Origin of the sequence: Hymenobacter baengnokdamensis (assembly GCF_008728635.1) — a bacterium.
Lineage (GTDB): Bacteria > Bacteroidota > Bacteroidia > Cytophagales > Hymenobacteraceae > Hymenobacter > Hymenobacter baengnokdamensis.
In genome coordinates, this window is sequence record NZ_CP044285.1 from 2,832,625 (window position 1) to 2,857,724 (window position 25,100).

26 protein-coding genes are annotated in these 25,100 nt (G+C 58.8%); 14 read left to right on the forward strand and 12 right to left on the reverse strand.

What is annotated here, in order from left to right; translation table 11 throughout:
* Positions 1-74 precede the first annotated feature (74 nt).
* Positions 75-2,363: a GH92 family glycosyl hydrolase gene (locus F6X24_RS12115; RefSeq protein WP_151088252.1), complete on the forward strand. Its 2,289-nt coding sequence runs from the start codon at positions 75-77 to the stop codon at positions 2,361-2,363.
* Between the two features lie 73 nt (positions 2,364-2,436).
* On the opposite strand, the gene F6X24_RS12120 is transcribed toward F6X24_RS12115, so the two are convergent.
* On the reverse strand, positions 2,437-3,873 hold the full coding sequence (locus F6X24_RS12120) for a DEAD/DEAH box helicase (RefSeq protein ID WP_151088253.1): 1,437 nt from the start codon (positions 3,871-3,873) through the stop codon (positions 2,437-2,439).
* A gap of 148 nt (positions 3,874-4,021) precedes the next feature.
* Entirely contained in the window at positions 4,022-4,981 is a 960-nt protein-coding gene (locus tag F6X24_RS12125; RefSeq protein ID WP_151088254.1) for a YihY/virulence factor BrkB family protein, read from the reverse strand.
* Between the two features lie 126 nt (positions 4,982-5,107).
* On the opposite strand from F6X24_RS12125, the gene F6X24_RS12130 reads away from it, so the two are divergent.
* Positions 5,108-5,665: a DUF2062 domain-containing protein gene (locus F6X24_RS12130; RefSeq protein ID WP_151088255.1), complete on the forward strand. Its 558-nt coding sequence runs from the start codon at positions 5,108-5,110 to the stop codon at positions 5,663-5,665.
* An 87-nt stretch (positions 5,666-5,752) separates the two neighbouring features.
* On the opposite strand, the gene F6X24_RS12135 is transcribed toward F6X24_RS12130, so the two are convergent.
* The 4 genes from F6X24_RS12135 to F6X24_RS12150 all read right to left on the reverse strand — a co-directional run bounded on the left by F6X24_RS12135 (position 5,753) and on the right by F6X24_RS12150 (position 8,619).
* A complete protein-coding gene (locus F6X24_RS12135) occupies positions 5,753-6,691 on the reverse strand; it encodes an enhanced serine sensitivity protein SseB C-terminal domain-containing protein (protein ID WP_151088256.1) in 939 nt (312 codons plus the stop codon).
* A 135-nt stretch (positions 6,692-6,826) separates the two neighbouring features.
* Complete coding sequence (locus F6X24_RS12140; protein WP_151088257.1) at positions 6,827-7,258, reverse strand: c-type cytochrome; 432 nt, start codon at positions 7,256-7,258, stop codon at positions 6,827-6,829.
* Positions 7,259-7,371: 113 nt separating this feature from the next.
* Complete coding sequence (locus F6X24_RS12145; RefSeq protein WP_151088258.1) at positions 7,372-8,064, reverse strand: SCO family protein; 693 nt, start codon at positions 8,062-8,064, stop codon at positions 7,372-7,374.
* Between the two features lie 84 nt (positions 8,065-8,148).
* Positions 8,149-8,619 carry a hypothetical protein gene (locus tag F6X24_RS12150; RefSeq protein ID WP_151088259.1) on the reverse strand — a complete coding sequence of 157 codons (471 nt, stop codon included), beginning with the start codon at positions 8,617-8,619 and terminating at the stop codon, positions 8,149-8,151.
* A 185-nt stretch (positions 8,620-8,804) separates the two neighbouring features.
* On the opposite strand from F6X24_RS12150, the gene F6X24_RS12155 reads away from it, so the two are divergent.
* The 8 genes from F6X24_RS12155 (at position 8,805) to F6X24_RS12190 (ending at position 14,160) form a co-directional block, all read left to right on the forward strand.
* On the forward strand, positions 8,805-9,803 hold the full coding sequence (locus tag F6X24_RS12155; protein WP_151088260.1) for an aldo/keto reductase: 999 nt from the start codon (positions 8,805-8,807) through the stop codon (positions 9,801-9,803).
* A 215-nt stretch (positions 9,804-10,018) separates the two neighbouring features.
* Positions 10,019-10,789: a prolipoprotein diacylglyceryl transferase gene (locus F6X24_RS12160; RefSeq protein ID WP_151088261.1), complete on the forward strand. Its 771-nt coding sequence runs from the start codon at positions 10,019-10,021 to the stop codon at positions 10,787-10,789.
* A 25-nt stretch (positions 10,790-10,814) separates the two neighbouring features.
* Entirely contained in the window at positions 10,815-11,060 is a 246-nt protein-coding gene (locus F6X24_RS12165; protein ID WP_151088262.1) for a hypothetical protein, read from the forward strand.
* A gap of 128 nt (positions 11,061-11,188) precedes the next feature.
* On the forward strand, positions 11,189-11,470 hold the full coding sequence (locus F6X24_RS12170) for a putative toxin-antitoxin system toxin component, PIN family (RefSeq protein ID WP_229725511.1): 282 nt from the start codon (positions 11,189-11,191) through the stop codon (positions 11,468-11,470).
* A gap of 3 nt (positions 11,471-11,473) precedes the next feature.
* Positions 11,474-11,800, forward strand: a complete 327-nt coding sequence (locus F6X24_RS12175) for a DUF3223 domain-containing protein (RefSeq protein WP_151088263.1) — start codon at positions 11,474-11,476, stop codon at positions 11,798-11,800.
* Between the two features lie 88 nt (positions 11,801-11,888).
* The gene (locus F6X24_RS12180) at positions 11,889-12,257 is read left to right on the forward strand and encodes a hypothetical protein (RefSeq protein WP_151088264.1); all 369 of its coding nucleotides are present in this window, start codon (positions 11,889-11,891) and stop codon (positions 12,255-12,257) included.
* A 27-nt stretch (positions 12,258-12,284) separates the two neighbouring features.
* On the forward strand, positions 12,285-13,691 hold the full coding sequence (locus tag F6X24_RS12185) for a radical SAM protein (RefSeq protein ID WP_151088265.1): 1,407 nt from the start codon (positions 12,285-12,287) through the stop codon (positions 13,689-13,691).
* A gap of 169 nt (positions 13,692-13,860) precedes the next feature.
* Complete coding sequence (locus F6X24_RS12190) at positions 13,861-14,160, forward strand: hypothetical protein (RefSeq protein ID WP_151088266.1); 300 nt, start codon at positions 13,861-13,863, stop codon at positions 14,158-14,160.
* Here the strand turns inward: F6X24_RS12190 and mutM are convergent.
* The gene (gene mutM / locus F6X24_RS12195; RefSeq protein ID WP_151088267.1) at positions 14,116-14,982 is read right to left on the reverse strand and encodes a DNA-formamidopyrimidine glycosylase; all 867 of its coding nucleotides are present in this window, start codon (positions 14,980-14,982) and stop codon (positions 14,116-14,118) included. The genes F6X24_RS12190 and mutM overlap by 45 nt on opposite strands.
* 87 nt (positions 14,983-15,069) lie before the next feature.
* Entirely contained in the window at positions 15,070-16,065 is a 996-nt protein-coding gene (locus tag F6X24_RS12200; protein ID WP_151088268.1) for a M48 family metalloprotease, read from the reverse strand.
* A gap of 156 nt (positions 16,066-16,221) precedes the next feature.
* Between F6X24_RS12200 and F6X24_RS12205 the strand changes: the two genes are divergently transcribed.
* Complete coding sequence (locus F6X24_RS12205; protein WP_151088269.1) at positions 16,222-17,046, forward strand: polyphosphate kinase 2 family protein; 825 nt, start codon at positions 16,222-16,224, stop codon at positions 17,044-17,046.
* Between the two features lie 168 nt (positions 17,047-17,214).
* Here F6X24_RS12205 and F6X24_RS12210 read toward each other — a convergent pair whose 3' ends face one another.
* Both F6X24_RS12210 and F6X24_RS12215 read right to left on the reverse strand, forming a co-directional pair.
* Positions 17,215-17,463, reverse strand: coding sequence for a hypothetical protein (locus tag F6X24_RS12210; RefSeq protein ID WP_151088270.1), 249 nt, complete (start codon positions 17,461-17,463; stop codon positions 17,215-17,217).
* A gap of 239 nt (positions 17,464-17,702) precedes the next feature.
* On the reverse strand, positions 17,703-19,040 hold the full coding sequence (locus F6X24_RS12215; RefSeq protein WP_151088271.1) for a type IX secretion system plug protein: 1,338 nt from the start codon (positions 19,038-19,040) through the stop codon (positions 17,703-17,705).
* 238 nt (positions 19,041-19,278) lie between these two features.
* Between F6X24_RS12215 and F6X24_RS12220 the strand changes: the two genes are divergently transcribed.
* Positions 19,279-20,181, forward strand: coding sequence for an alpha/beta hydrolase (locus F6X24_RS12220; protein WP_151088272.1), 903 nt, complete (start codon positions 19,279-19,281; stop codon positions 20,179-20,181).
* Between the two features lie 108 nt (positions 20,182-20,289).
* Positions 20,290-21,078 carry a M28 family metallopeptidase gene (locus tag F6X24_RS12225; protein ID WP_151088273.1) on the forward strand — a complete coding sequence of 263 codons (789 nt, stop codon included), beginning with the start codon at positions 20,290-20,292 and terminating at the stop codon, positions 21,076-21,078.
* A gap of 67 nt (positions 21,079-21,145) precedes the next feature.
* Here the strand turns inward: F6X24_RS12225 and F6X24_RS19320 are convergent, their stop codons facing one another.
* Together F6X24_RS19320 and F6X24_RS12230 are read right to left on the reverse strand one after the other, a co-directional pair.
* Entirely contained in the window at positions 21,146-21,340 is a 195-nt protein-coding gene (locus F6X24_RS19320; protein WP_317132525.1) for an ABC transporter C-terminal domain-containing protein, read from the reverse strand.
* Positions 21,328-23,055 carry an ABC-F family ATP-binding cassette domain-containing protein gene (locus F6X24_RS12230; RefSeq protein ID WP_317132480.1) on the reverse strand — a complete coding sequence of 576 codons (1,728 nt, stop codon included), beginning with the start codon at positions 23,053-23,055 and terminating at the stop codon, positions 21,328-21,330. The genes F6X24_RS19320 and F6X24_RS12230 overlap by 13 nt, the downstream gene beginning before the upstream one ends.
* 398 nt (positions 23,056-23,453) lie before the next feature.
* Here F6X24_RS12230 and F6X24_RS12235 point away from each other — a divergent pair, with 398 nt between their 5' ends.
* Positions 23,454-24,935 (forward strand): outer membrane beta-barrel protein, encoded by a 1,482-nt coding sequence (locus F6X24_RS12235; RefSeq protein WP_151088274.1) that lies wholly within the window; start codon positions 23,454-23,456, stop codon positions 24,933-24,935.
* Positions 24,936-25,100 lie beyond the last annotated feature (165 nt).

Consider the following 25,100-nt stretch of genomic DNA (forward strand, 5'->3'; position numbering starts at 1 on the left):
GTATGAGCAGGTCATAGCGGCCTGCGAGCTCACTGGCCGTGAGCAAGCCAACCATTTCAGATGTCCGCTTTTCTATGCTTAAGCTCTTTGTGCTGCTCGGTCTGGGTGCTTTGCTAACTGCCCGGGCAGGCCGGGCGCAGGCACCTGCCGACCTGGTAAACCCGCTGATGGGCACCGATTCTAAGCCCGAGTTTTCCAACGGCAATACGTACCCGGCCATTGCCCGGCCCTGGGGTATGAACTGCTGGATGCCACAAACCGGCAAAATGGGCAATGGCTGGGCCTACCAGTACGGAGCCGACAAAATCCGGGGCTTTAAGCAAACCCACCAGCCTTCGCCCTGGATGAACGACTACGGCCAGTTTGCCCTGATGCCCGGTACGGGGCGCCTTAAAGTAGACGAAGAGGAGCGCGCCAGCTGGTTTTCGCACAAGGCTGAAGTGGCCCGCCCTTATTATTACAGCGTCTATCTGGCTGATTATAACGTCACCACCGAGCTGGCACCCACCGAGCGGGCTGCCCGCTTTCGGTTTACGTTTCCGCGCTCCGACAGCGCGTACGTCGTCGTGGATGCCCTCGATAAAGGCTCGTTTATCAGGGTGCTGCCCGGCCAGAACCGCCTTATCGGCTACACCACAAAAAACCGGGGCGGCGTGCCTGCCAATTTTCGCAACTACTTCGTAGTGGAATTTGACCAGCCCTTTTGCAGCGCACAGGTATTCAATGGGAAGGCCGCCGTTGCCGGGGCCACTGAGCTCACGGCCGACCACGTAAGCGCCACCGTAAGATTTCGCACGCGCAAAGGCCAGCAGGTGCAGGCCCGGGTAGCCTCTTCTTTTATCAGCCCCGAGCAGGCCGAGCGCAACCTCCAGGAGATTGGTACTGACGATTTTGAGACAGTAAAGCAAAAGGGCCAGGCCGCCTGGAACCAGGTGCTGGGCCGCGTCGAACTAGCGGGCGGCAGCGCCGAGCAGCAGCGCACCTTCTACTCGTGCCTCTACCGGGCGCTGTTGTTCCCGCGCCGCTTTTATGAGCTGGATGCGGCCGGCCAACCCGTGCACTACAGCCCCTTCAACGGGCAGGTGCTGCCCGGCTACCTCTACACCGATACGGGCGTCTGGGACACGTTCCGGGCCTTGTTTCCGCTCCTGAATCTGCTTTATCCCGAGGAAAATGCCCACATGCAGGCCGGCCTCGCCAACGACTACCGCGAGGGCGGCTGGCTCCCCGAATGGGCCAGCCCCGGCTACCGCAACGTGATGGTGGGCAACAACTCGGCCGCCGTGGTGGCCGATGCCTACCTCAAGGGCGTGCGCCCCGCCGATGCCCGCGATGCCAACACGCTCTACGAGGCGCTCATCAAGGATGCCAACCACGCCGGGCCGCTCACGGCAGTGGGGCGCGCCGGTGTCGACTACTACAACAAGCTCGGCTACGTGCCCTACGATGTCAAAATTAACGAAAGCGCGGCCCGTACCCTCGAATATGCGTATGATGACTTTGCCATCGCGCAGCTGGCCAGGGCGTTAAAGCGCCCGCAAAAGGAAATCGACCTCTACACCCGGCGCAGCCAGAACTACCGCCAGCTGTTTGACAAGCAAACCGGCCTCATGCGCGGGCGCAACCAGAACGGCACGTTCGAGACGCCTTTCAACCCGTTTAAGTGGGGCGATGCCTTCACCGAGGGCAACGCCTGGCACTACACGTGGTCGGTGTTTCACGATGTACAGGGGCTGATAAACCTGATGGGCGGCCGCCCAAAATTCGCGGCCAGGCTCGATTCCGTGTTCACCCTGCCACCCACGTTCGATGCCTCGTACTACGGCGAGGTCATCCACGAAATCCGGGAGATGCAGGTGGCCAACATGGGCCAGTATGCTCACGGCAACCAGCCCGCTCAGCACGTCATCTACCTCTACAACTACGCCGGCCAGCCCTGGAAGGCGCAGTACTGGACCCGTGAGGTGCTCAATCGCCTCTACCAGCCTACCCCCGATGGCTACTGCGGCGATGAGGACAACGGCCAGACCTCGGCCTGGTACGTGTTTTCGGCGCTGGGCTTTTACCCGGTATGCCCCGCCACCGACCAGTACGTGCTTGGTGCGCCGCTCTTCCCCAAAGCCACCCTGCACCTGCCCGGCGGCCACGACGTAGTGCTGAACGCGCCCGCCAATAATGCCGAAAACCGCTATATCAACCGCTTGACTGTTAATGGTCAGGAATATACCCGCAACTGGCTCAGCCACCGGGAATTGGTGCAGGGCGCGACCCTGGACTTTGAAATGGGCAGCCAGCCCAATAAAGCGCGGGGCATCGGAATAGAAGATGCACCCTTTTCGATGTCGAAGCCGCCGCAGCGCTAAAGCCCATCGCCCGCAAGCCACGCTGCCAGCGGCCACCTGGCTTGCGGGCGATGGGCATAGAAAAAGGCTTGCTTTACGCCACCTCCGTTACGCGCACTTTCACGCCCTTTATCTTGGCGCCGTTCAGTTTCTCTATCAGCTCAGCCGCTTGCTTGCGCGGCACAGCCACGTAGGAATAGAAGTCGAATACCTCGATGCGGCCCACCGTGTGATGCTCAAGCCCGCCGACTTTTACGAAGGCGCCAACCAGGTCGTGGGCGCTCACTTTATGTTTCTTACCGGCCGTGACGTGCAGCGTCACGGTTTCGGGGCGCGGCAGCTTGTTGGCGGCGTTGGCGGGCGGCATGGGCGGCGGCACCAGGCGTTTCCACTGGGCACCCTGGGCGCTGGGCCAGGCCTGCACGCGGGCCTGCTCGGGCGGGGTGGCCAGCAGGTGGGCGGTGCCGGCCACCCCGGCGCGCGCCGTGCGGCCGGCCCGGTGCTGAAAGGTTTCGGCATCGTGCGGCAGGTCGTACTGAATCACCGTGTCGAGGGCCGGCACGTCGAGGCCGCGCGCGGCTACGTCGGTGGCTACCAGGGCCTGGGCCGAGTTGTTGCGCAGCTTCATCAGGGCTTTGTCGCGCTCGGGCTGGGGCAGCTTGCCGTGCAATACTTCGGCGGCCACGCCCCGGCCGCGCAGAAACTGGGCCAGCTCCTCCACCTTGTCGCGGGTGTTGGCGAAGATGAGCGTCTGGCCCGTTTCGGGCTGTTGGAGCAGGTGGTAAAGCGCGGCGGGCTTGTCCTCCACGGCGTTCAGCACGTGGCCGCGCAGGGTGAGCGAAGCGGGCAGGGCTGCGCCGGTTATCTCGCCATTGAGGCCGCCGGCGGCGGTCAGCATGCGCGGGCGGGTTAGGTAGTCGCGCACCAGCGCCAGCACCTTATCGGGCATGGTGGCCGAGAACAGCAGCGTCTGGCGGCGGCGCGGCAGCCGGCTGATGATGGTCGCCATTTCCTCCTGAAACTTCAGGTCGAGCAGCTTGTCCGCTTCATCCAATACCAATACTTTCAATTGGTTAGGGATGATGTTTCGCTTTTCGAGGTGGTCGAGCAGGCGGCCGGGCGTAGCCACTACTACGTGCGGCGTCTGTTGCAAAGTCTGCACCTCGTCGCGCATGGCGTGGCCGCCGTAGAGCGCCGCCACCCGCAGGCCGGGGGCCGCCATATACTTGCCCAGGCTTTTCAGCACGTCGCGCACTTGCAGCGCCAGCTCGCGGGCCGGCACCAGCACGATGGCCTGCACGGCCTTTGCCGCGGGGTCAACCTGCGCCAGGATGGCCAGGCCGTAGGCGGCGGTTTTGCCCGAGCCGGTGGGCGCCTGCCCGGCCACGTCCTGCCCGTCGAGCGCGGGCTGAAGTACCAGTGCCTGCACGGGCGTAGGCTGGGTAAAATTCAGCTCGGCCAGGCCTTGCAGCAATTCGGGCGAAAGGTTAAAATCAGAAAAAGAGGCCGGAACGGCGGAGTCAGCTTGCATCCGGCAAAGGTCGGGAGTAATGGTTAATGATTAGTGGTTAATGATTAATGGTAATTAAGACTGTCTGCGAGCCCATTGCGGCTAACTCGCCACGCTCAGTACTATTAGTCACTAACCATTAAGCAATTAAGCAATTAACCATTAATCATTAACCAGCAAGCTGCTCCGCCACATTCACCAGGCGGTAGCGCACGGCGGTTTTCTTGGGCCGAATATCCAGGCCGACATGGTGGGCGTAGGCTTTGGTGAAGGCCGCGCCGTAGTAGAAAATCATGGCCGAGTAAAACACAAACAGCAATACCAGCACCGAGCTGGCGGCCGGGCCGTAGATGGGGCCGAGGTCGCGCCCCACCAGCAGCCGGCCCAGCACCCGCTCGCCCAGCTCGATAAGCACGGCCGTGAGCAGGGCGCCGCGCCGTACGGCCGGCCACGGTACTTTGGCCGCGCTCAGGGTGCGGAACACGAAGCCACACCACGCCGCCAGGATGAGCAGACTCACCACCAGATTCAGCACCCAGAGCACGTAAAAGGCAAACGTAGGGTCGAAGTCGGATACAAAATCGGCGAAGATGGCCAGCGCCGCATCGGCCGAAAAAGCCAGTATCGACAGCGCCGCCGTGGCCAGCAGCACGCCCGCCGAGCGCACCCGCTCGCGCAGAGCCACCGATACCTGACTGAGCTGCCGCCGTGGCCGCACGTGCCAGAGCTGGTTGAGCGAGTGCTGGATAATGGTAAAGAGCGTAGTGGCAATAAAAACCAAAAACGCAAAGCCCAGCCAGCTAATAACCCGGTTGCGGCTGGCGTGCGCCACGTTGTGCACGGTCTGGCCCACGAGGCCGGTGGCGGTGCTGCCAATCAGCTCGCCCAGCTTGGTAAGCAGCAGTACGCGGGCACCGTGCGCCGAGTACACCGAGCCCAGCAGCTGCACCAGAATGATGAGAATGGGCGGCAGCGCAAACGACGTAAAGAAGGCCGTGGCCGCGCCGAGCCGCAGCGGGTCGTTGGCAGCCAGCTCGCGGGCGGCGCGGCGCAGGAGCAGCCATAGCTCCAGCCACCACGGAAAATGGCGGTGCGACGGAGCGCCAGGTAAAGTTGAGGTCTTGGGCATGAGATACTTACTGCTGGTCCGACAACATTTTGCGCCAGACTCGGTACAAAGGGCGGCTGTCGGGAAAGCACGGCTGCCCGCCGGGCAGGCGCGCTACTAAACACGTATTCCCTGGGCTAGTTACGCATGACAATTACTTCCATCTCCGCCACCGGGGTGCGGGCCCTGCCCGAGCCCCCGCCCCGCACCTGGATTCAGCGCCGCCTGATTGACCCCTTCATGAGCTTGCTCAAGGCCGGCCTCAAGCCCAGCAGCCTGGCCCTTACGGCCGGCCTGGGCGTGGCTTTCGGGCTGGCACCCACCTTTGGCATCACCACGCTCGTGAGCACGGCCGTAGCCCTGAAGCTGCGACTCAACGTGGCGGCTATGCAGCTGGTATGCCACCTGCTAAGCCCGGTGCAGATTCTTATTCTGCTGCCTTTTCTGCGCTGGGGCGCTACGCTGCTCGGGCACGGCCACGAGGTAGCTCACCTCAGCATGGCCCAGATTAAAATGATGGTAAAGGTGAATGGCTGGAGCCACGTACTGCACCTGCTCTGGCGGGCCGAGCTGGGGGCCCTCATGATTTGGCTTGTGGCCGCCATTCCGGTAGTGCTGGCGCTCTATGTGGGGCTGCAGCCGCTGTTCAGGAGGTTTTTGAAGCGCCAGGAGGCCGCCGAGGAGCAGGCCACCTTAGTAGTGTAGCCGGGCCGGTGCCCTGGAAAATAAACCAAGAAGGTCAGGCTGCCCCAGGCAGCCTGACCTTCTTGGTTTAGAAAACCGGTTGCGGGCTTATGCCACGTACAGGGGCTGCACTTCGGGCTGGCGGAAATACGGATTTACCCCTTCGTCCGAGGTCAGGTCGAGTAGCATCAAATCGACGTGCTGGAAGCTGCCCGTGCGGCCTTCGAGCGCCGGGCCCAGCTGCTGCATAAACTCGGGGTCGTGGCTGATGGTATCGAAGCCCAGCAGCAGGCGCGGGGGCTGGCTGGGATCGCCGGCCAGCTGCATCTGGGCCACGTAAATGGCCCGGATGTCGGCATTGCCAGCTCCAAACTCGGTCAGTGACCCGGCCAGGCCTTCGGGCAGCTCGGGGGCGCTGAGCACTACCTGCGCATCGGCGGGCAGGCCCCCGCCCTGGGTGAGCTGGCCCGACAGCAGGGCCTGAATCTCGGCGGCGGGCAGCAGCTTGCCGGCGGGCGAGAAAGGATTCAGCACACAGTCCTGCCCCTGAGTCATGCCAAAAAAGGCCTGGCCCGGAATCGCTACCCAGGCAATGGCGCTGGCGTCCATGTTGCCATCGCTGAGCCGGGCCTCGGAAGTGAAGATGGGCAGGCGGCCATCCTGCAGCACCTGCAGCTGAATCTGCTGGCCTTCGGTCAGCTGCACTTCGCCGGTGCCGATAGTCTCGTCGGGGGCCAGCACCATCAGAATATTTTCCTGAAGCAGCGCCTGGTAAAATGCCGGGCGGGCATTCTCATCAACCGGAGCCAGCAGCAGCAGGTGTTCGAGCACATTTTGCGGCTCAAACGGGAATTCGGGCGCGGGGGGCGGGGCCGGCGTACCCGACAGGGGCGGCATCACCGGGGCGGGCTCAACCGGGGCTACGTACTTGGAGCCCTGGTAGCGCGGGCCGGTCTTGGCAGCCGCCCCTGCCTCGCTGCCGGCGGGGGCCGAAGGGGTGGCCGCGGCCGATTCAGGTTTGTTTTTTAGAAAGTCAAAGAGACCCATGAGGAAATAAGAATTAGTTGCTCGTTGTCCGTTGGTAGGTAGTAGGGGCCGATTGCCAGTAGCGGGTGCCGGGTAAACCAGCCCCGGCAGCTCACAAGGGGCAATTCAGCAGGCAAAGCCTGAAACAAAGGTAATCTAGCGCTCGCCACAGGCGTGCAGCTCGGTCTCGGTGCCCGCAATGGTGCGGGCCCCGGCGGGGCCGGGGTGGTTGCCCCAATGCGTTTCGATATAGTTCAGCAGGTTGGTAATCTGGGCCGGCGAGAGCTTGCGGTGGGTGGTCGTATCCTGCACGCCCAGCATCAGCTGGTTGTAGGCCACGCCGTTTACCACGATGGGCCCCTTTAAGCCCTGGCGCACAATGCAGGCCAGCTGCCCGGGGTGCCGGGCCAGGTAGTCGGAGCCCGCCAGCGGCGGCACCAGCTGCCCGATGCCCTCGCCCTGCTCGCCGTGGCAGCTGGCACAGTGCTGCCCGTATAGGCGCTCGCCCTGGTGCCCCTTGTTGGTGAAGCAGCCGGGCAGTGCCAGCAGACCAAGCAGCAGAAAAGGGGTAAGGGTAGCGAAAGACATAAAGCGGTTGGTCGTTGTTAGTTATTCGTGGTCTGCCATGCCTACACGTTTGACTAACAGCGGGAAACGGCAGCCCGGCAATAATTTGTAATACATAGTAAAAATCAAATATATTACAAAGCTGCCGTGCTGCGTCGGGCCTTTACTTCGGCCAGCAGCACGGGCAGCTCTTCGAGCAGCTTGGTGGTTTCCTGAGGGTTAAGGCCATCGTAGAGGCCCCGCACGTGGCCCTGGTCGTCGACGAGAGCGAAGGTGCCGGCGTGGGCAATGCCGCCGGGCGCCTGGGCATCGGGCATGGCCCCGGTGAAGTACGCTTTGGCCAGAGCGTAGGCGGTATCGCGGCTGGCCCGCACAAAGCGCCAGGTGCTGGTAGGTGTGGCCACGCCCAGGCGGCGGGCATAGTCGCGCAGCACGGGCAGGCTATCGTGCTCGGGGTCGATGGTGTGCGACACGAACACTACATTCGGGTTAGCGGCGTACTGCTTATATACTTTCAGCAGCTCGCTCTGCATTTTGGGGCAGATGCCGGGGCAGGTGGCGAAGAAAAAATCGGTAATGTAGACCTTGCCCGCCAGGGTTTGATTGGTCACCAGCCGGCCGTCCTGGTCGTGCAGGCGAAAGGCCGGCACCGTGGCGTGTACCGTTACGGAGTCGTGGCCGGGCACGGCCTGCCGCTCCGAATTGCCGATGTAGGGCAAGGTACTCGTGCTGGCAGCCTGAGAATCGGCACCAAAGCTAGCGGTATCATCAGCGCCGCAGCTGGCCAGCGCCAGCAGCGTTGCCAGAGGCAGAAATTTCAACAACATATAAACTACAATAAAATAACAGTGCTACCGGGCCGGCGGCCCAGCTTGGTAAACCCCGGCGGGCAGCGGCGGGTTCGCCCGGCGCTACCTGGCCACAGGAGCCGGCTTGGCGGCGGGCACCACGGGCGCGGTGGCCCGGTGCAGCGTGGCCTGGGCCGAATCGAGGGCCGTGCGCAGCTGCTGCTCAATGCTCGTAAGCTGCTTGCGCTGGTCTTGCAGATAAGCCAGGCGCTGGGGTGCCGGCGCGGTGCTGTCGGGGGCCTGGTAGGTGTGCATCCAGGTCATCATGGCGTGGTCGGCGGCCTGCATCTTGCTGATGACCGGCGCGTTGGCCGGTACTTTGGCCGCCAGCAGCTGGGCTTTGAGGGCAAAAAGCTGTTCGGTCTGGCTCATGGCCTGCTCGTGGTGAGCCATCAGGCTGTCTTCGAGGGCGCGGGCCTGTTGGGCGGGCGCGGCGGCTTCGGTCGTAGTAGCCGTCTTGTTTCCACAGCCCGGCAGCCCCAGGCTCAGCAATCCGAGCGCCGCACCCAGCGGCAAAAGCAGCAGTTTTTTCATGCCGCAAAGGTACGGCCGCATCCGGCGGCGGCTTCGGGGGGCGTAGGCGCCGCCAGGTTCTGCGCAGGTAAGCGCCCCGCAGCTAAATCAAAAAAAGACTTTGCGAGTTACTAGCTGACGTTACGCCGCGGAGTCGCCCCTCCGCGAAAACCCCAATTACTAGCCTGTTCTTTCCCCTTTTTCCTATGCAAACCCGCCAACTGGGCCGTTCCGGCCTCACCGTTTCTGCGCTCGGCCTCGGCTGCATGGGCATGTCCGATTTCTACGGCCAGCCCGACGATGCCGAAAGCCTGCGCACCCTGGCCCGCGCCCTGGAGCTCGAAGTTAACTTCTTCGATACCTCCGACATGTACGGTCCCTTCACCAACGAGGAGCTGCTGGGCCGCTTCTTCAAAGAAGACAAAACGCGCCGCCAGCGCGTGGTGCTCGCCACTAAGTTTGGTATCGTGCGCGACCCCAACGACCCCAGCCGGCGCGGCATAAGCGGGCGCCCTGAGTACGTGCGGCAGGCCTGTGAGGGCAGCCTCCAGCGCCTCGGCACCGACCACATCGACCTGTATTATCAGCACCGTGTAGACCCCACCGTACCCATTGAGGAAACAGTAGGGGCCATGAGCCGGCTCGTGGAAGAAGGGAAAGTGCGCTTTCTGGGCTTGAGCGAGGCCGGTGCCGACACTATCCGGCGGGCCCACGCCACGCACCCCATCTCGGCGCTGCAAACCGAGTACAGCCTGTGGAGCCGCGACGTGGAGCAGGAGATTCTGCCCACGCTGCGCGAGCTGCATATAGGGTTAGTGCCCTATTCGCCACTGGGTCGGGGGTTCCTGACCGGCGAAATTCAGCGCTTCGAAGACTTTGCGCCCGATGACTACCGCCGCCACTCGCCCCGCTTTCAGGGGGAGAACTTCGCCAAAAACCTGCGCCTGGTAAGCCACCTGCGCGAGCTGGCGCAGCAGAAAGGCGTAACGGCCAGTCAACTGGCGCTGGCCTGGGTGCTGGCCCAGGGCGACGACCTGGCGCCCATTCCCGGCACCAAGCGTGTGAAATACCTCGAAGAAAACGTGGGCGCGCTTACCGTGACGCTGAGCCCCGACGAGCTGCGCCACCTCGATGAGCTGCTGCCGCCCGGTGCCGCCGCCGGCACCCGCTACCCCGAAGCCATGATGGCCATGGTAGGCCGGTAGTTTGTCCGAGCCGCGGATTTATCGGATTTTGGTGACGATTACCGATTGGCTCTTTCTCACCGCCACCTTCGAAAGGCCGCCCACTTGGGCGGCCTTTTGTCATCAAAATCCGAGTAATCCGACAAATCCGCGGTTCAGACAACCCTAATCATTCACAAAATCCGACGAATCCGAGTAATCCGATAAATCCGCGGTTCAGACATACCTTGCGCTCTATGCGCTACCCCGTTGAGCTGGCCTGGGGCAACTTCCATCTGCCTGTGCACCTGCTGTGCGAGGTGCTGGCCTACTCACTGGGCTACCGCTTCTATACCATCCTGCGCGCCCGCACGGCCGACCGCATCAGCGACCACGGCCGGCAATGGATATTTGTGGGCGCGGCCACCGGCGCCCTGCTCGGCTCGCGTCTGCTGGGCCTGCTTGAGCACCCAGCGCTGCTGTTGCACCCGCCCGGCGGCTGGCTCTATTACACCACCAACAAAACCATCGTGGGCGGCTTTCTGGGCGGGCTGGTGGGGGTGGAGCTGACCAAAAAGCGCCTCGGCATCCGGGCCAGCAGCGGCGACCTTATGGTATTTCCGCTGGCGCTGGGGCTGGCCATCGGGCGGCTCGGCTGCCACTTCAGCGGCCTTGAAGACGGCACCTTCGGCACTGCCACCCGCCTGCCCTGGGGAATAGATTTTGGCGATGGTATCCGGCGGCACCCCACCAATCTATATGAAATCACGTTTCTGGCGCTGCTGGCGGGCCTGCTCTGGCTGCGGGAGCGCCGCCGGCCGCTGCCCGAGGGCCGGCGCTTCGAGCTATTTTTGAGCGCGTACCTGCTGTTTCGCTTATTAATAGAGTTTCTCAAGCCCACGGTGGCGCTGCCGGGCCTGGGCCTCACGGCGATACAGTGGGCTTGCGTAGCGGGGCTGGGATACTATGTTTGGGGGTGGTGGCGGCAGGGCACTCGTGAGGCAAGTGCCGCGTTGGAAGTACATTAGGCCGTTTAATTTAGTGAGAAACGCTATGCAACCGATTCCCGAAACTTCGCCCCGCTTCAGCAATCTGCAATTGGAGTTGCTACGACTTTATTCGCGCGACTTGCCCGAGGCAGACTTAGTAGAGATTAAGCATTTGCTAGCGCGGTATTTTGCCGAAAAGCTGACCCGTCGTGCCGACCAGTTTTGGGAAGAAAAAGGATGGACTGACGACACAATGGAAGAATTTCTACGCACCAAAATGCGTAGTAGTTCGCCGCCTCAGCCACAATAAGCCATGCTCAAGATTGTGCTGGATACCAATGTGCTGCTCGTTTCCATCTCGCCGCGCTCCCGTTATCGCTGGTTTTTGATGTCCTGCTGGATAAGCGTTTTACGCTGTGCGTAACTACGGAAATTCTACTGGAATATGGTGAGATAATAGCCCGGCACATGGGCGACCAGTATTTCTATGATACGATGATGACGCTGGAAAATCTGGCGAATCTGGAGCGCGTTACGCCGCGCTTTCGCTTCAACGTGCTACGCGACCTCGACGACAATAAATTCGTGGATTGTGCCATTGCCGCCAACGCCGTGTGCATCGTCAGCCACGACCGCGACTTTCTGCCGTTGCGGGCAATTGAGTTTCCAAAGGTAGCGGTGGTGGATACGGTGGAGTTTCGGGGATTGCTATTTATATAACGTATGAAACATCCTATCAAAATTGGTGAGCGAAGTTTCTCCTTTAAAAAGGACGCATTGCTCCACTACAAGAATACACTCAATTCTTATAAATTCGGCCAATCGTTGAGTAACAATGATTTTGAAGACTTAATGGCTCTGCTTAATTATGAGTATCAGCTTAGCCTGGCTCAAGTGCCGCATGTAGAAGAAGTTGACGAAATAGTACAAGAATCTGAGAGCGACTCAGAAATGGCAGTCGTAAAAGATATAATTGTTTCCAAAGTTCAGTTTGATACGAAGTGTTTTGAGGTTTTCTATAGCGACAATACAAGTTGTTACATTTCCTAATTTAATGATAATTAATAGGAAAAAATATACGCCAGAGTCATTGTTTAGTACTGCGTGTAGAAATTGCATCCAAAAGGAATTAATGCTTTTGAAGCAAGAATACTTTAAAAAATATTCTATTCAAGGTAAAGTCAAATGCCAAGAGACAAGTACACTTTCAAAGTGGGAGGATTTAGCAGTAGACCATAGGCAACCTAATACACTTTCAATAATAATAGACAGATTTAAAGAGGTAAAAAATATCGTATTAGATAATTTGGAGTATCGGACTACGAGAGACAATATGATTGTCTTCAAAGACCAGGAATTAGTGCAAAGTTTTATATCCTATCATCGTGATAAAGCTACTTTGCGTGTAGTGCGGAAGGATTGTAACTCATCGCGTTCTGCTATGGGGCGTGTTAAGAAAAGTTCCAAAGATTTAGTAATCAATCAGGCACAACTTCCATTATTCTGAGTAGAAATAGCTCTTTCCTCTCTTCCCATGCCCGAACGTCCCTACACCTACTACGACTTCACCCTGAGCCTGTGCCCGCAGTGCCTGCGGCGCATCGAGGCCAAAATTGTGTTTGAGGACGGCAACGTGTTCATGCTTAAGCGCTGCCCCGAGCACGGGCGGCAGCGGGTGCGCATCGCCACCGACATCGAGTATTACAAAAGCATCCGCAACTACGTGAAGCCCAGCGAGACGCCGCGCCGCTTCAACATGGCCACGCACTACGGCTGCCCCTACGACTGCGGCCTCTGCACCGACCACGAGCAGCACTCCTGCCTCACCGTGATTGAGGTGACGGACCGCTGCAACCTCACCTGCCCCACCTGCTACGCCGAAAGCAGCCCCACCCACGGGCGCCACCGCACGCTCGAAGAAATAGAGGCGATGCTCGACCTGGTAGTGGCCAACGAAGGCGAGCCCGACGTGGTCCAGCTTTCGGGCGGTGAGCCCACGCTGCACCCGCAGTTCTGGGAAATTCTGGATATGTGCAAGCGCAAGCCTATCAAGCACCTGATGGTGAACACCAACGGCGTGCGACTAGCCAAAGATGAGGACTTCGTGGCGCGGCTGGCTACCTACGCGGGCGCGTTCGAGGTGTACTTGCAGTTCGACTCGTTCCGCGAAGACGTGCTGCTCACCATGCGCGGGCGCGACCTGCGCCAGGTGCGCCAGCAGGCAATTGCTAATCTGAATAAATATAACCTCAGCACGACGCTCGTTGTGACTCTGCAAAAAGGGCTGAACGACGATGAGATGGGCGACATTATCGACTACGCGCTGAAGCAGCGCTGCGTGCGCGGCGTCACGTTTCAGCCCACGCAGGCCGCCGGGCGGCTCGACAATTTTAACCCCGAAACCGACTCGTTTTCGCTCACCGAAGTGCGCCAGGGCATCATCGACCAAAGCCCGGTTTTCACGGCCGCCGACCTGCTGCCCGTGCCCTGCAACCCCGACGCGCTGGCGATGGCCTACGCGCTCAAACTCGACGGCGAAGTTTTCCCGCTCACCCGCTACGTCGACCCCGCCGACCTGCTCCAGAGCGGGGGTAATACCATTGTGTACGAGCGCGACCCGCGCCTGCGCCAGCATATGCTGAGATTATTCAGCACCGCTAATACGGTAGATACGGTAGTGCCCGAAATCAACCAGCTACTATGCTGCCTGCCGCAGGTATCGGCGCCCAATCTGGGCTACGATAATTTATTCCGGATAATTATTCTGCAATTTATGGACGCCTGGAATTTCGACGTGCGGGCCGTCAAAAAATCCTGCGTGCACATCGTGAGCAAGGACCTGAAAATTATTCCGTTCGAAACGATGAATATTTTTTACCGCGACCAGGAAAAGCTGGCGCGGCTGGAAGAGCTACGCGGTGAGCGCCTAGGAATTATCTAATGGAAAACAGCTGGAAGTAATAGCATGTCATCTAATAAGCCTGAATGAAATGGTTGTTTGATAATCCTGCTTATTGGCCTGGTTTTATTACTAATAGGTTGGAGTATGTGCGGCGGATTATTTAGTTGATAGCCAGGAATATAAAAATTAAACGTAGCCTTGCCAGCTGATGAAAAAGCCCACTTTTAACAGCATTATTCGCAATAATCTGTTGATTTTGTTGACTACAGCTATTGTGCTGGGGCTAGCTACAAAAGTTATTGCTGAATCTGCCCTTTTCATGTTTGGCTTCATCTATCTGGGTCAGGCACTGGTGAATCTGGTACTGGCTTTAACGCATATTGGTCAAGGTCCTGACAAGGTGGGGCCAGCGCCTTATCTTTTAAGTATGCTGCTAGTGCTCATTATCGGATTTGGGGCGTGTTCAGGCATTTTTATTTTCGCGAGCAGCCTCAGTAATATGCATTGAAACTGGCGCCGGCTGGCATACCGGGCAGGTGTACGTAGCCCGGCCGCCGACATAATATTTCTCTATTTTTACTTTCGCATGGCGCGGGCAAAACGTGTGCGCATCGCTGCCCGGCGTGGCCGAGTCGTCCCATTCGCGGGCATGAATCAGGAATTTCTTCGGAAAATGCTTGTAATTGGCCTCGTGCCGGATGGCGGTTGTCAGCACTTCCTGAATAGCCGCGTGCAGTAACGCAGTTTCCATTGGAGTTAAGGAAGAACCCAGCCGCTCCGGGTGAATTTTAGCCTGAAATAATACCTCGTCCACTATCCAGTTGCCGAGGCCGGCGGTGAGGCTTTGGTCGAGCAGCAGCGGCTTCACCAATACCTTGCGGCGGCTGAGCTTCTGGTGCAGCTCGGCGGCACTTATTTGCAGCGCGTCGGGGCCCAGCTTTTTGGCTTTCTGATAGGCCTCGACGCTATCAGCCAGCCGGATGCGACCAAACTTGCGTGGGTCGATAAACGCGAGATTTAAGCCCGAGTCGCTCAGCTGCCAGGCTACGCGGGTAAAGCGCGGCGCATCGGGCGCATCGCGGTAAGCGCCAATGTCGCCCGTCATGCCAAAGTGCAGCACCAGCAGGCGGCCGTTGTCTAGCTCCAGAAAGCAGTTTTTGCCCAGCCGGCCGGTGCCCGTGATGGTGCGGCCCAGCACGGCGGCGCGCAACTCGTCTTCGGGCACGGCCAGCACATGCTTATCAACTATATCGAGGCCGGTAATCGTCTGGCCCACGGCCACTTCATCAATAAAGCGGCGATAGGTTTCGACTTCGGGTAATTCGGGCATTATAAATCAGTGAGCAGTTAGTAGTGAGCAGTGAACAGTTGAGGCCAGGCTCATTGTTCACTGCTCACTACTAACTGCTCACTGATTTTAGTCGTGCAGCTTGGCCACGCGCTGGCCGGCCTGGTTGTACACGTCGCCGCGGGGCGTCACGAACAGCGGGCGCTGCTGGGCATCTTCGAGTACAAAGGGGAAGGCCGCGTTGCCGGTGCGGCGCAGGTGGCCCACTACTTCGGCATCGCGCACGGCGTTATCCTCGGCGGCGCTGCTTTCATCGGCCAGGCGCACGACATTCAGCGAGCTGGTGAGGTAAAAAGGCATCTCGGGGTTGTCGCGGAAAGTAAGCTGCCCCACCACGCGCACCGGGGCAGCGTTGGGGCTGCTGGCCAGGGCCACGGCAGCGGGAGCAGACTCCGCCATGTCATCGTAGCTGGCCGGGGCGCTGGACTGCACCGGGCGCGGCGCAATGGCAACAGGCTGCGCCGAGGGCTGGGCGCTGCCGGCCTGGGTGCTGGCTACAATCTGGGCCGTAGCGCGGTTCCAGCCCCGGCTGATGGCCGCCAGGCGCGGTGCCCGGCCGGGGTGCGTAGCCGAGCCCGCCTCGGGCGACACGGCGGCCATCGCCGCCTGGGCCTGGGCCAGACTAGCCCCGAGGCGCCGCAGCACAAAGCCGGAGAACTCATCGGCCTCCAGCTCATCCTGCGGCTGCGAGCCGCCGGCGCGCAGGGTGTGGCCGTTGAGGTGGTGGCCCATCTCGTGGGCCAGAATGCTGATGCCGGCCCAATCGGTGTGGCCGGCGCGGTTCACGGCCGCCAGAAAATTCGGGTTATAAAGCAGGTAGCGGCGGCCATCGTACACCACGGCAGCCGCATTATCGACCTGGGTAGTAGCCCGCAGCTCGAAGCGCGGCTGTAAACCCACGGCATCGGTAATCTCGCGAATAATGCCTTCGGCCTGGCTGGCCGGCACGTCAGCGGCGAGAGTCTGGGCCTGGGCATTAGCGGGCAATGCTACTGAGCCCAGCAGCAGGGTCGGCAGCCCGAGCGTAACGGCCAGCCGACGAAAAAAGCGGGGAAGATTAGTCATGGCGAAAAGTCAGGATAGAGACAGCTGGAAAGTGCAAAATCAGCGCCAGAAAGAACGGCTGTTGGCGGCCAGCAGCTTATTTATACAACGTTGCCAATGGGCTTTTTCGTTTAATAAACCGGCGGCTGTTGTTGGCCGTTTTTTTGTCACTTTTCTATGGCAGCTACCCCCTCCGCTACTACGCCCGCCGTGCTTGTGCAGCCCGGCAAACCTCTGCGCCTTGCCGACATCGACCCGGCTAACAATGAGCCATTTGACCATAAAAAGAAGGTCGATAAGCGCCTGGATGAGCTACGCAAACAGCTTAGCGACTACCAGGAAAAGCTCTATGCCGAACACCACCGCAGCCTGCTGCTGGTGTTTCAGGCCATGGATACGGGTGGGAAGGATGGGGCCATTCGGGCGCTGCTCACGGGCGTAAACCCGGCCGGCGTAGAAGTAGCGGCGTTTAAGCAGCCCAGCAGCGAGGAGCTGAATCACGATTTTCTGTGGCGCATCCACCAGCGTACGCCGGGGCGGGGGCACATTGGCGTGTTCAACCGCTCACACTACGAAGACGTGCTGGTAACGCGGGTGCACGGCCTCATCGAGCCCTTCGTCTGGCAGCAGCGCTACCAGGATATTGTGCATTTTGAGCAGCTGCTCACCCACAGCGGCACCCGGGTACTAAAGTTTTTTCTGCATATATCGAAAGAAGAGCAGGCTACCCGCCTGCAGGCCCGCCTCGACAATCCTAAGAAGCGCTGGAAATTTGAGCCCGGCGACCTTAAGGAACGGCAGCTCTGGGAGGGCTACCAGGTGGCCTACCAGGAAGCATTGGCCGCTACCTCCACGGCTGAATGCCCATGGTATGTGATACCCGCCAACGACAAGCGGGCCCGTGACCTGGCCGTGGCCGAAATCGTAGTGGCTGCGCTGGCCGAAATGCACCCCAAGCCACCAGCCGCCACGTTCGACGTGGCCGCGCAGGTGATAATATAGAAAAAATAACATATTATAACTGCAAGAGCCCGCTGCACCAAGTGCAGCGGGCTCTTGCAGTTACTCCGGTTACCCAACCCGCAGCATTGTTGACTAGTCAGCCTTGGCGCGGTTTGTAAGTCCGCGTACAACTTGGCTGGGGCGGGCTGCCGGCATTTGGCAGCGGGGCTAGTTCATCCACAGAGTAGCCACTTCCTCGAAGCGGTGGGCTGCAAAGGCCCCGTAGGGCCGCTCGGCATAAAAGCCTAGTACGTGCACCTGTTTTTTGCCGGTGCGCACATGGGGCAGTACCCGCACCGGGTACACCCGGCCGGCCTGGGGCCAGTCGCCAATATAGCCGGTGGGGCGGGCAGTGTCGTCGATGCAGCGGGCAAACTGCTGCACGGGCAGAGGGGTCGGGAGCTGGGTCTTACGCATAGCCAAAGATACAAAAAAGATTGCTAAGCTAAAAATATTGGCAAGAAAAATTTAGCCTAATATTCCGCGATTTAGTAGGCTAAAAGCATGAAATTAAGTCTGGTTAAAGAAGTGGAACTTCAAGCGTCTGAGTGCTAATTTATTTGGCTAACATTTGTTAGTATATCCAGGTGATATACGCAAAAGCCGTGCCGCCCGGATTGCGGGTAACACGGCTTTATGGCGCGGGCAGGCGGTGCTTAGCGCTTATTGAGGTCGAGGGCCTGGTAGGCGATGAGCAGGTCGGTGCGGGTGCCCGGCGGGCGGTAGTATACCAGCAGGTCGTAGAAGTTTTCCGTCTCGGTATGGGTGCCTTCAAAGTATACTTCGTCGGGCACGCCGCCAGCCCGCCTGGGGGCCACGGCATAGCTATAGTTGTAGTACCCCTGCTTGAGTAGTGCGCGGCCGGTATAGCGCTGCTGCGTCGAGTCGTAGGTCAGCCGGAACTCGTCGCGCAGCTGCCAGTCGCTGAGGGCCCCGAACACATACACCGGGCCGGGCGCGGGCTGCGGCGCTTTCAGGTTGAACGTTACCTGGGCGTAGTCGCCGTTGTAAGCGCCGTTGCCATACTCCCGGTTTTCAAATACCCGCTGACCGTTGGCATCCACGTATTGGTTGTAAGTCAGGCCATTGCGGGTCGTTTCTTCCAGCAGCTCTACTTGCACGGGGTTGGTCTGGCGCAGCAGTCGTGACACCCCCAGGCCGTTGGCTTGTAGTGAACGCATATCAAAATACCTATATTCGCTCAGGCCCGGAAAGGCGTTCTCGTAGTTGATATACTGGTATTCGAGCCGGCGCTCGGCATCGCGCACGAAGGTGGGTGTGAGGTTGTAGTGGGCATTATCCCAGCGGTAGTTCTGGCGCAGCACCACCTTCACCTCGGCGGCCGGGTTCACCAGCTCCACGGCGCTATAGTTGATGGTAAAATCGAGCTGCTGATAGGCATAGCGGGCATCCAGGCCGCCGGCCGGAATGCCTTGCTGGAGCGTAGCAACCACCTGATTTTCATACACCAGCATCCGGCGCGAAACCAGCGGCACGCCCGCCTGATTCTGCACCAGCAGCAGGTAGTTGCCGCTGATTTTTACGCGGGGCACCTGCAGGGTGTAGTGGTAGTAGGGCGTCTTGGTATTAACGGAAGTCTGGTAGTTGGTGAGCGTAAACTCGTTTATCTCGCTCAAAAACTGCATGTCGGTGAGCTGCGAGGGCGCCCAGTTCAGGTCGCAGTGAATAAGCTTGGCCGTGAGGCGCGGCGCCTGCTCGCCCAGCACGTCAAACTCCAGCGTCACGGGTTGGTCCTGGCTCAGGGGCACAATGGGCGGGTTGAAGATGCCGTTGGCCTGCCCGGTGGGTACGTAGCACTGCACGCTGCGCACGCTGGGGTCATAGATGTAGTCCTGGTAGCGCAAGGTGCGGTCAGCGTAATACTCGGCGGGTTTCTGCTGCTGACTGGCGGGCAGGTTGGGGTTGGTGATGGGAGTGCCCAGGGGCACGCAGGCCGTAGCCAGCAGCGAAAGGCAAAGAAGACGAAAACGCATAAGGTAGTAGCGCGAAGCGTTGCTTCACGAGCCGTTGAACGATACTACAACGTTACGCACGGCCCATTCAGTTGCCGGGCCGGGCGCCTGGAGGCCGCCCCTGCTGGCGGCTGGCGCTCAGGCCTAAACCCTGGCTGGGGAATCGGCCCTTATATTCGTGGCACCCGGTACCTGCCCGCCCCGGTAGCTTGAAAACGGCTGAGGTCTACCTTTCTACGACCCAGCGCATAGCCTTTCCATGAACAAGAATATCCTCTCTCTCAGCTTCGCTATTTCGTTGGCCGTAAGCGCCTGCTCGCCTAAGCTGGCTTCGCTGGCTGATAAAACCCCCGAGCAGCTAACAACGACTTATTCCATAACCAAGGATGTAGCCTATGGCACTGATAAGGAAGAAACGATGGATATTTATCTTTCCAGGGACGCGCAGAAGCTGGGAAATAAAAACCTGACCATCGTTTTTCTGCACGGCGGCGGGTATTACGTCAGCGACAAGTCGAAAGAGGAAAGGTACATTCAGCCGTATTTGAAAAAAGGAATGAATGTGGTGAATATGAATTACCGTATCAAACGCGGTATTCCCCTTGCCTCGGAAGATTTGACGTATGCCCTGAATTTTCTAAAAGCTAATAACGCAGCTTATCGGCTGAACCTGGATAAGATAGTGGTTTCGGGCTTTTCGGCCGGGGCGCACATTGCCAGCCTGGTAGCGGTAACGGCCAACGACCCGACTTATCCCTTTAAATTATCCAGCGGCCTTAAAATTGCCGCCGTAGTTAATTTTTCGGGGCCGGTCGATGGCCTGGACGTCGTCGAGAAAGTATTTATGAGCAACGACGTGCCGGTAATGAAGGCAATCGGCGTCGCGCTTTTCCCGGAAACTACCGACTATGCGCCGAAAGAATACATCCGCAAATTTGAACCCATCACGTATTTCGATAAAAACGACCCGCCCTTTTTTATCTGGCAAGGTGGTAAGGACGACCAGGTTCCGCCCGTAACGTTTGAAAAGTTTGTCGCGCTGCTCAAACAGGAGCCGAAGAAAAATGAAGTGCTATTTGTGCCCGAAGGGCAGCACAGCCCGAACGCGAATGAGCTGAAAGACGCTTATCAGAAAATCTTTCATTTTCTGGACAGGCTCTAAGTACGCTAATAGCGCCTTCATAAGTAATCGACGTTTCTGACGACACATATTTTGTTGTACTATTAGCTACAACCGGCTAACCTCAGGAATACTCTTGTTTTCAAGTCAATGAGACTTCTGGAAATCGTAAAGCTGCTTGATAACCAGCCCAATGCCGGGCGTAGTGCTTTAATAAGAGAGCACCTTGATGCACTTGGGGTTCATTGCGTAATGCAGAAATATGCCACTGGTACTAACCTGTTCGTTGATTTGGGCCGGCCAGAAACCAAGGTTGGCGTAGGTACTCATTTTGACCGCGTACCTGTTTCGGCCGGTGCGAATGACAATGGTTCGGCCATCGCCGTCGGCCTTGATATTATTCGCAGGCATCTGGAAGCAGGCAGCAAAGCGGGCGTGCGGGTGTTTTTTTTCGATGAAGAAGAAACGGGCCTGAAAGGCTCGCGCGCCTACGTGGCGCAATATGGCGTAGCAGACCTAACCGGATTAATAAATCTGGAAATGGTTGGTATGGGTAATAAGTTTGCCTTATGGCCCGTGGAGGCCACACGCAGCGGGCCGTTACTGGAGCGGTTTGAGGCAGTCGCCTGGCAGCAGGTGGGCTGTCACCGGTTTGACCAGATAGTGACGAATACCGCCGACCACGTGCCTTTTCGCCAAGCCGGGATGCGCGATGCTTTTACTGTTACGTGCATCACAGACCAGGATATGGCGGTTGCGCAGCACTATTTCCAGGCAATTGCACAGCAGGCAGACACTGCTAAGCTGATGCAAATACTAGCGCAGGCCCCGCTATTCAGGCATTACCACCAACCCACCGATACCTACGAAAAGCTGAGCGAAACCACGTTGGCAATGACTTCGGCCGCCGTTTGGAAAACTATCCTGGCAGCTCAATAGAGCTAGCCTAATATACAGAAAAGCCCTGCTGGCAGATGCCAGCAGGGCTTTTCTATTACTGAAAACATTACATCTCGGCCAGCATTTCCCAGCGGTCGTTCTGGCGCGCCAATTCCTTTTTAGTTTGCTCAAATTTGAGGGTAGTGTCCTTTAACTGCGAAGCATTCTGGTAGATTTTGGGGTCGGCCAATTGCTTTTCGTAGATGGCCAGCTCCTTTTCCAGCTTGTCGATGCTGGCTTCTACCTCGGCTATTTCGCGCAGAGCTTTCTTTTGGTCGGGTGAGGGCGTTTTGGCGGGGGTAGGGTCAGCTTTAGGCTCCGGCTTGGGGCGGGCTTGGCGGCCGAGGGGCTGGGGAGGCCCGCTTTTTTAGCGGCTTTCTCGCGCTCGTCCTGCCACTGCTCGTACTCGTGGTAGGTGCCGGGGTATTCCTTGAGCTGAAAATCCTCGATGTACCAGGTTTTGGTGGCCACGTTCTCCACGAAGTAGCGGTCGTGGCTAATCACGATGAACGTGCCCTCGTACTGCTCCAGGGCCTGAATGAGGATATTCACCGACTGCATATCCAGGTGGTTGGTCGGTTCGTCGAGCAGCAGGAAGTTAGCTTCCGAAATCAGGGTTTTGGCCAGCGCTACGCGGCTTTTCTCGCCGCCGCTCAATACCTTGATTTTCTTATATACATCATCGCCCGTGAACAGAAACGAGCCCAGCACGCCGCGCAATTCCATCTCGTTGCGCTTCGAGCCGGCCTCGTTCATTTCCTGGATAATCTCGTTGTCGATGGTCAGGCTTTCGAGTTGGTGCTGGGCGTAGAAGGCCATAATCACATTGTGGCCCAACTGGTGCTTGCCGGCGGTAGGCTGCTCGGCCCCGGCCACCAGGCGCATCAGCGTCGATTTGCCCTTGCCGTTGGCCCCGATAAGCGCGATTTTATCGCCCCGCTCGATGTGCAAGTGCGTATCGCGGAAAATGAGCTTGTCGCCGTAGCTTTTGCCTACATGTTCCATGCGCAGGATGTGGCGGCCGGGCTGCTGCGAGAAGGTAAACTTGAAATTCACCTTGGCTGCGTCGGGCGCCACGGCCTCGATGCGCTCCAGCTTGTCGAGCGCCTTCACGCGGCTCTGGGCCTGCTTGGCCTTGCTGGCGCTGGCCTTGAAGCGCTCAATAAAGCGCTCGGCCTGCTTGATGGCGGCCTGCTGGTTGTCGTAGGCGCCCTGCTGAATCTCGGTGCGCAATACCTTCTCTTCCTGGTAGAACGAGTAGTTGCCGGCGTAAGGGTGCAGCTTGCCGCCGCTCACTTCCACGGTGGTGTTGGTAGTGCCATCCAGAAATTCGCGGTCGTGGCTCACAATAATTACCGCGCCCTCGTAGCCGGCTAGATAGTTCTCAATCCACTTGATACTCGGCAGGTCCAGGTGGTTGGTAGGCTCGTCGAGCAGCAGCAGCGAGGGCTGTTGCAGCAGAATTTTGGCCAGCATCACGCGCATGCGCCAGCCGCCCGAGAAGGTCTTGAGCGGCTTCTGCAAGTCGTCGGTCGAGAAGCCCAGGCCTTCGAGAATCTCTTCGGCCTTCGACTGCATGGTGTAGCCGCCCAGTGCCTCAAAGCGCTCCTGTAGGTTGGCGAGCTTATCGACCAGGTCATCGGTGTAGTCGGTTTCAAACTTGAGCAGAATCTCGTCGATTTTCTTCTGCAATTCGAGCGCCTCGGCAAAGGCCTGCATGGCCACCACCAGGATAGACTCGTGCGAGTCATAGCTCAGCAAGTCCTGGTTCAGGAAGCCCAGACTCACGTCTTTGCTCATGGAGATGGAGCCGCCGTCGGGCTTGTACTCGCCCACGAGTAGGCGCAGCAAGGTCGATTTGCCGGTACCATTCAGGCCTACCAGGCCGATTTTATCCTTGGGTTTGATGTGCAGGCTGGCCCCATCGTAGAGGGTGCGCGAGCCAAAATGGAAGTCGAGGTCGGAAATGGAAATCATGGCGGGGCCGGTTGCGGCCACTGGTAGCGAGCGAGGCGCGGTACGAAAGGTTTGGCTAAACGGCTAGCTTGGCCTATACCAGTGGCGGGGCAAAGGTACGGCCCGGCCCGGGCTATCCGGGCGCGGTAGTGAAGTTCGCCCCTCGTGACGAGCAGTTAAAACACCCGCAGAGGCGGGAAAATTTCACGACTGGCCGGGCGGCTGTTCGTGTTCAAACCGGGCTATTATGCCCAGACGCTGGGTCAAAATGACTTGGTTGGGGGATTAAAACCGGTTTAAAGCCTCGATTATTTTATTATTACTGCTTGAAAGAAAGGCGCTTAGCAAGTAAGATTTCCCGGACACTAAATGAAGGGCTGAAATTGGCATAGGCTGGCTTGCCCTCTCATGGCTCTTGAATGAATAATCTCTTTGCTTGCGGCTTACTAGCCGCCCTTACTGCCAGTAGTGCAGCCCTGGCTCAGACTCTGGCTCAGACTACCGAACCCAGCGCCACCTCCCGCCTGGCTGCCACTGCGGCAAAGGCTCCCGCCAAAGCCGACACGGTAATGGCCAAAGTGCCCTTCGACGGCATGGACCTGAGCTGGGTCAATGGCCAGAACCGCCAACAGAATTTCCCGCTCCAGTTTAAGGACCAGGCGGGTGAAACTGTGCTCACGGCCACCACTTTTCTGGATGGCTATTACAACTACAACTTCGCCAATCCGCTCGACCATACCCAGACGATTTCGGCCGTGACGGGCCGCACCCAGGAGTTTTCGCTGGCGCTGGCCAGCATCGGCATCGAGAGCAATTACAAGAATATTATCGGCCGGCTATGGCTGCAAACCGGCTCCATGCTGAACGTGGTGCAGGAAACCGACGCCTCGGTGCTGCGCGGGCGCAACACGGGCACTACCATCGGGGCCAACGGCGTGAACGTCGGCACCGGTATCACCACCAACAACCTCAAGTATATCCGCGAGGCGGCGGCCGGCTACCACTTCAACGTGGCCTATGGCCTGAACCTGGAGCTGGGTATTTTTATGAGCTACATCGGCCTGGAAAGCTACGTGACCCAGGAAAACTGGAGCTACCAGCGCTCGCTGGTCTGCGATTTTACACCCTTCTATTTTCAGGGGGCGCGGGCCCAGTTTTATCCGGCCAAAAACTTCAAGACCGAGCTGTGGGTGATGAACGGCTGGCAAACCTATAACACGGTTAACAACCGCCCGGCGCTGGGCAACTCGAACTACTACCGGCCCAGTGAAAATATCCAGCTGGTGGCCAACTTCTACTACGGCAACGATTCGCGCCCCGGCGCCGACTCGCTGGCCGTGGGCCGCGCGGCCTACCCTAATATCCAGCGCTTTCACCACGACAACTCCATTGTGGCGCGCTATTACCACAAAGACAAGAAGGGCCCGCTGCGCGGCATTACGCAGGCCGCGTTTAGTCTGAACACGCACTACGGCTTCCAGAGCGGCACCGATGCCGCCGGCAATGAGGTGAAGCGGGCCGACAACTACATGGTGGGCTCGTCGCTGGCCAACCGCATCTGGTTTGCCAAAAATAAGCTGGCGCTCACTACCCGCGTGGGCTTTGTTAAAAACCCTGGCCGCTACCTCAGCTTCAACCCGTCGGTGGTGGGCTTCACCGATACCGATGCCAGCAAGCTCACGGCCAAAGAGGCAACCGCTACCTTCGATGTGATGCCTAGCGACTACGTCACCTTTCGGGTGGAGTACCTGCACCGCTCGGCCAACGTGCCTTATTTCGCCGGGCCGGGCGGCACTACTTCGCCCAGCGGCTACGCCGACCAGCCCCTGCCGGCCCATTACGTGCCCGATTTGCGCGACTATGAGAACCGCCTCATCTTCGCCGTCAACTTTCGCCTGTAGCGGTCGGAGAGTAAGCTGCCGCACTTCGAGCAGGTGGCTGTTTATTGGGTATTTAAAATATAATAAATTTACTATTTAATGAATTTTAGCGATGCTGTGCTATAAAATGAATAAATTATGAGCTACGAATAAACCAGCCAGCGCGCATCGAGTAAGAGCAGGGTT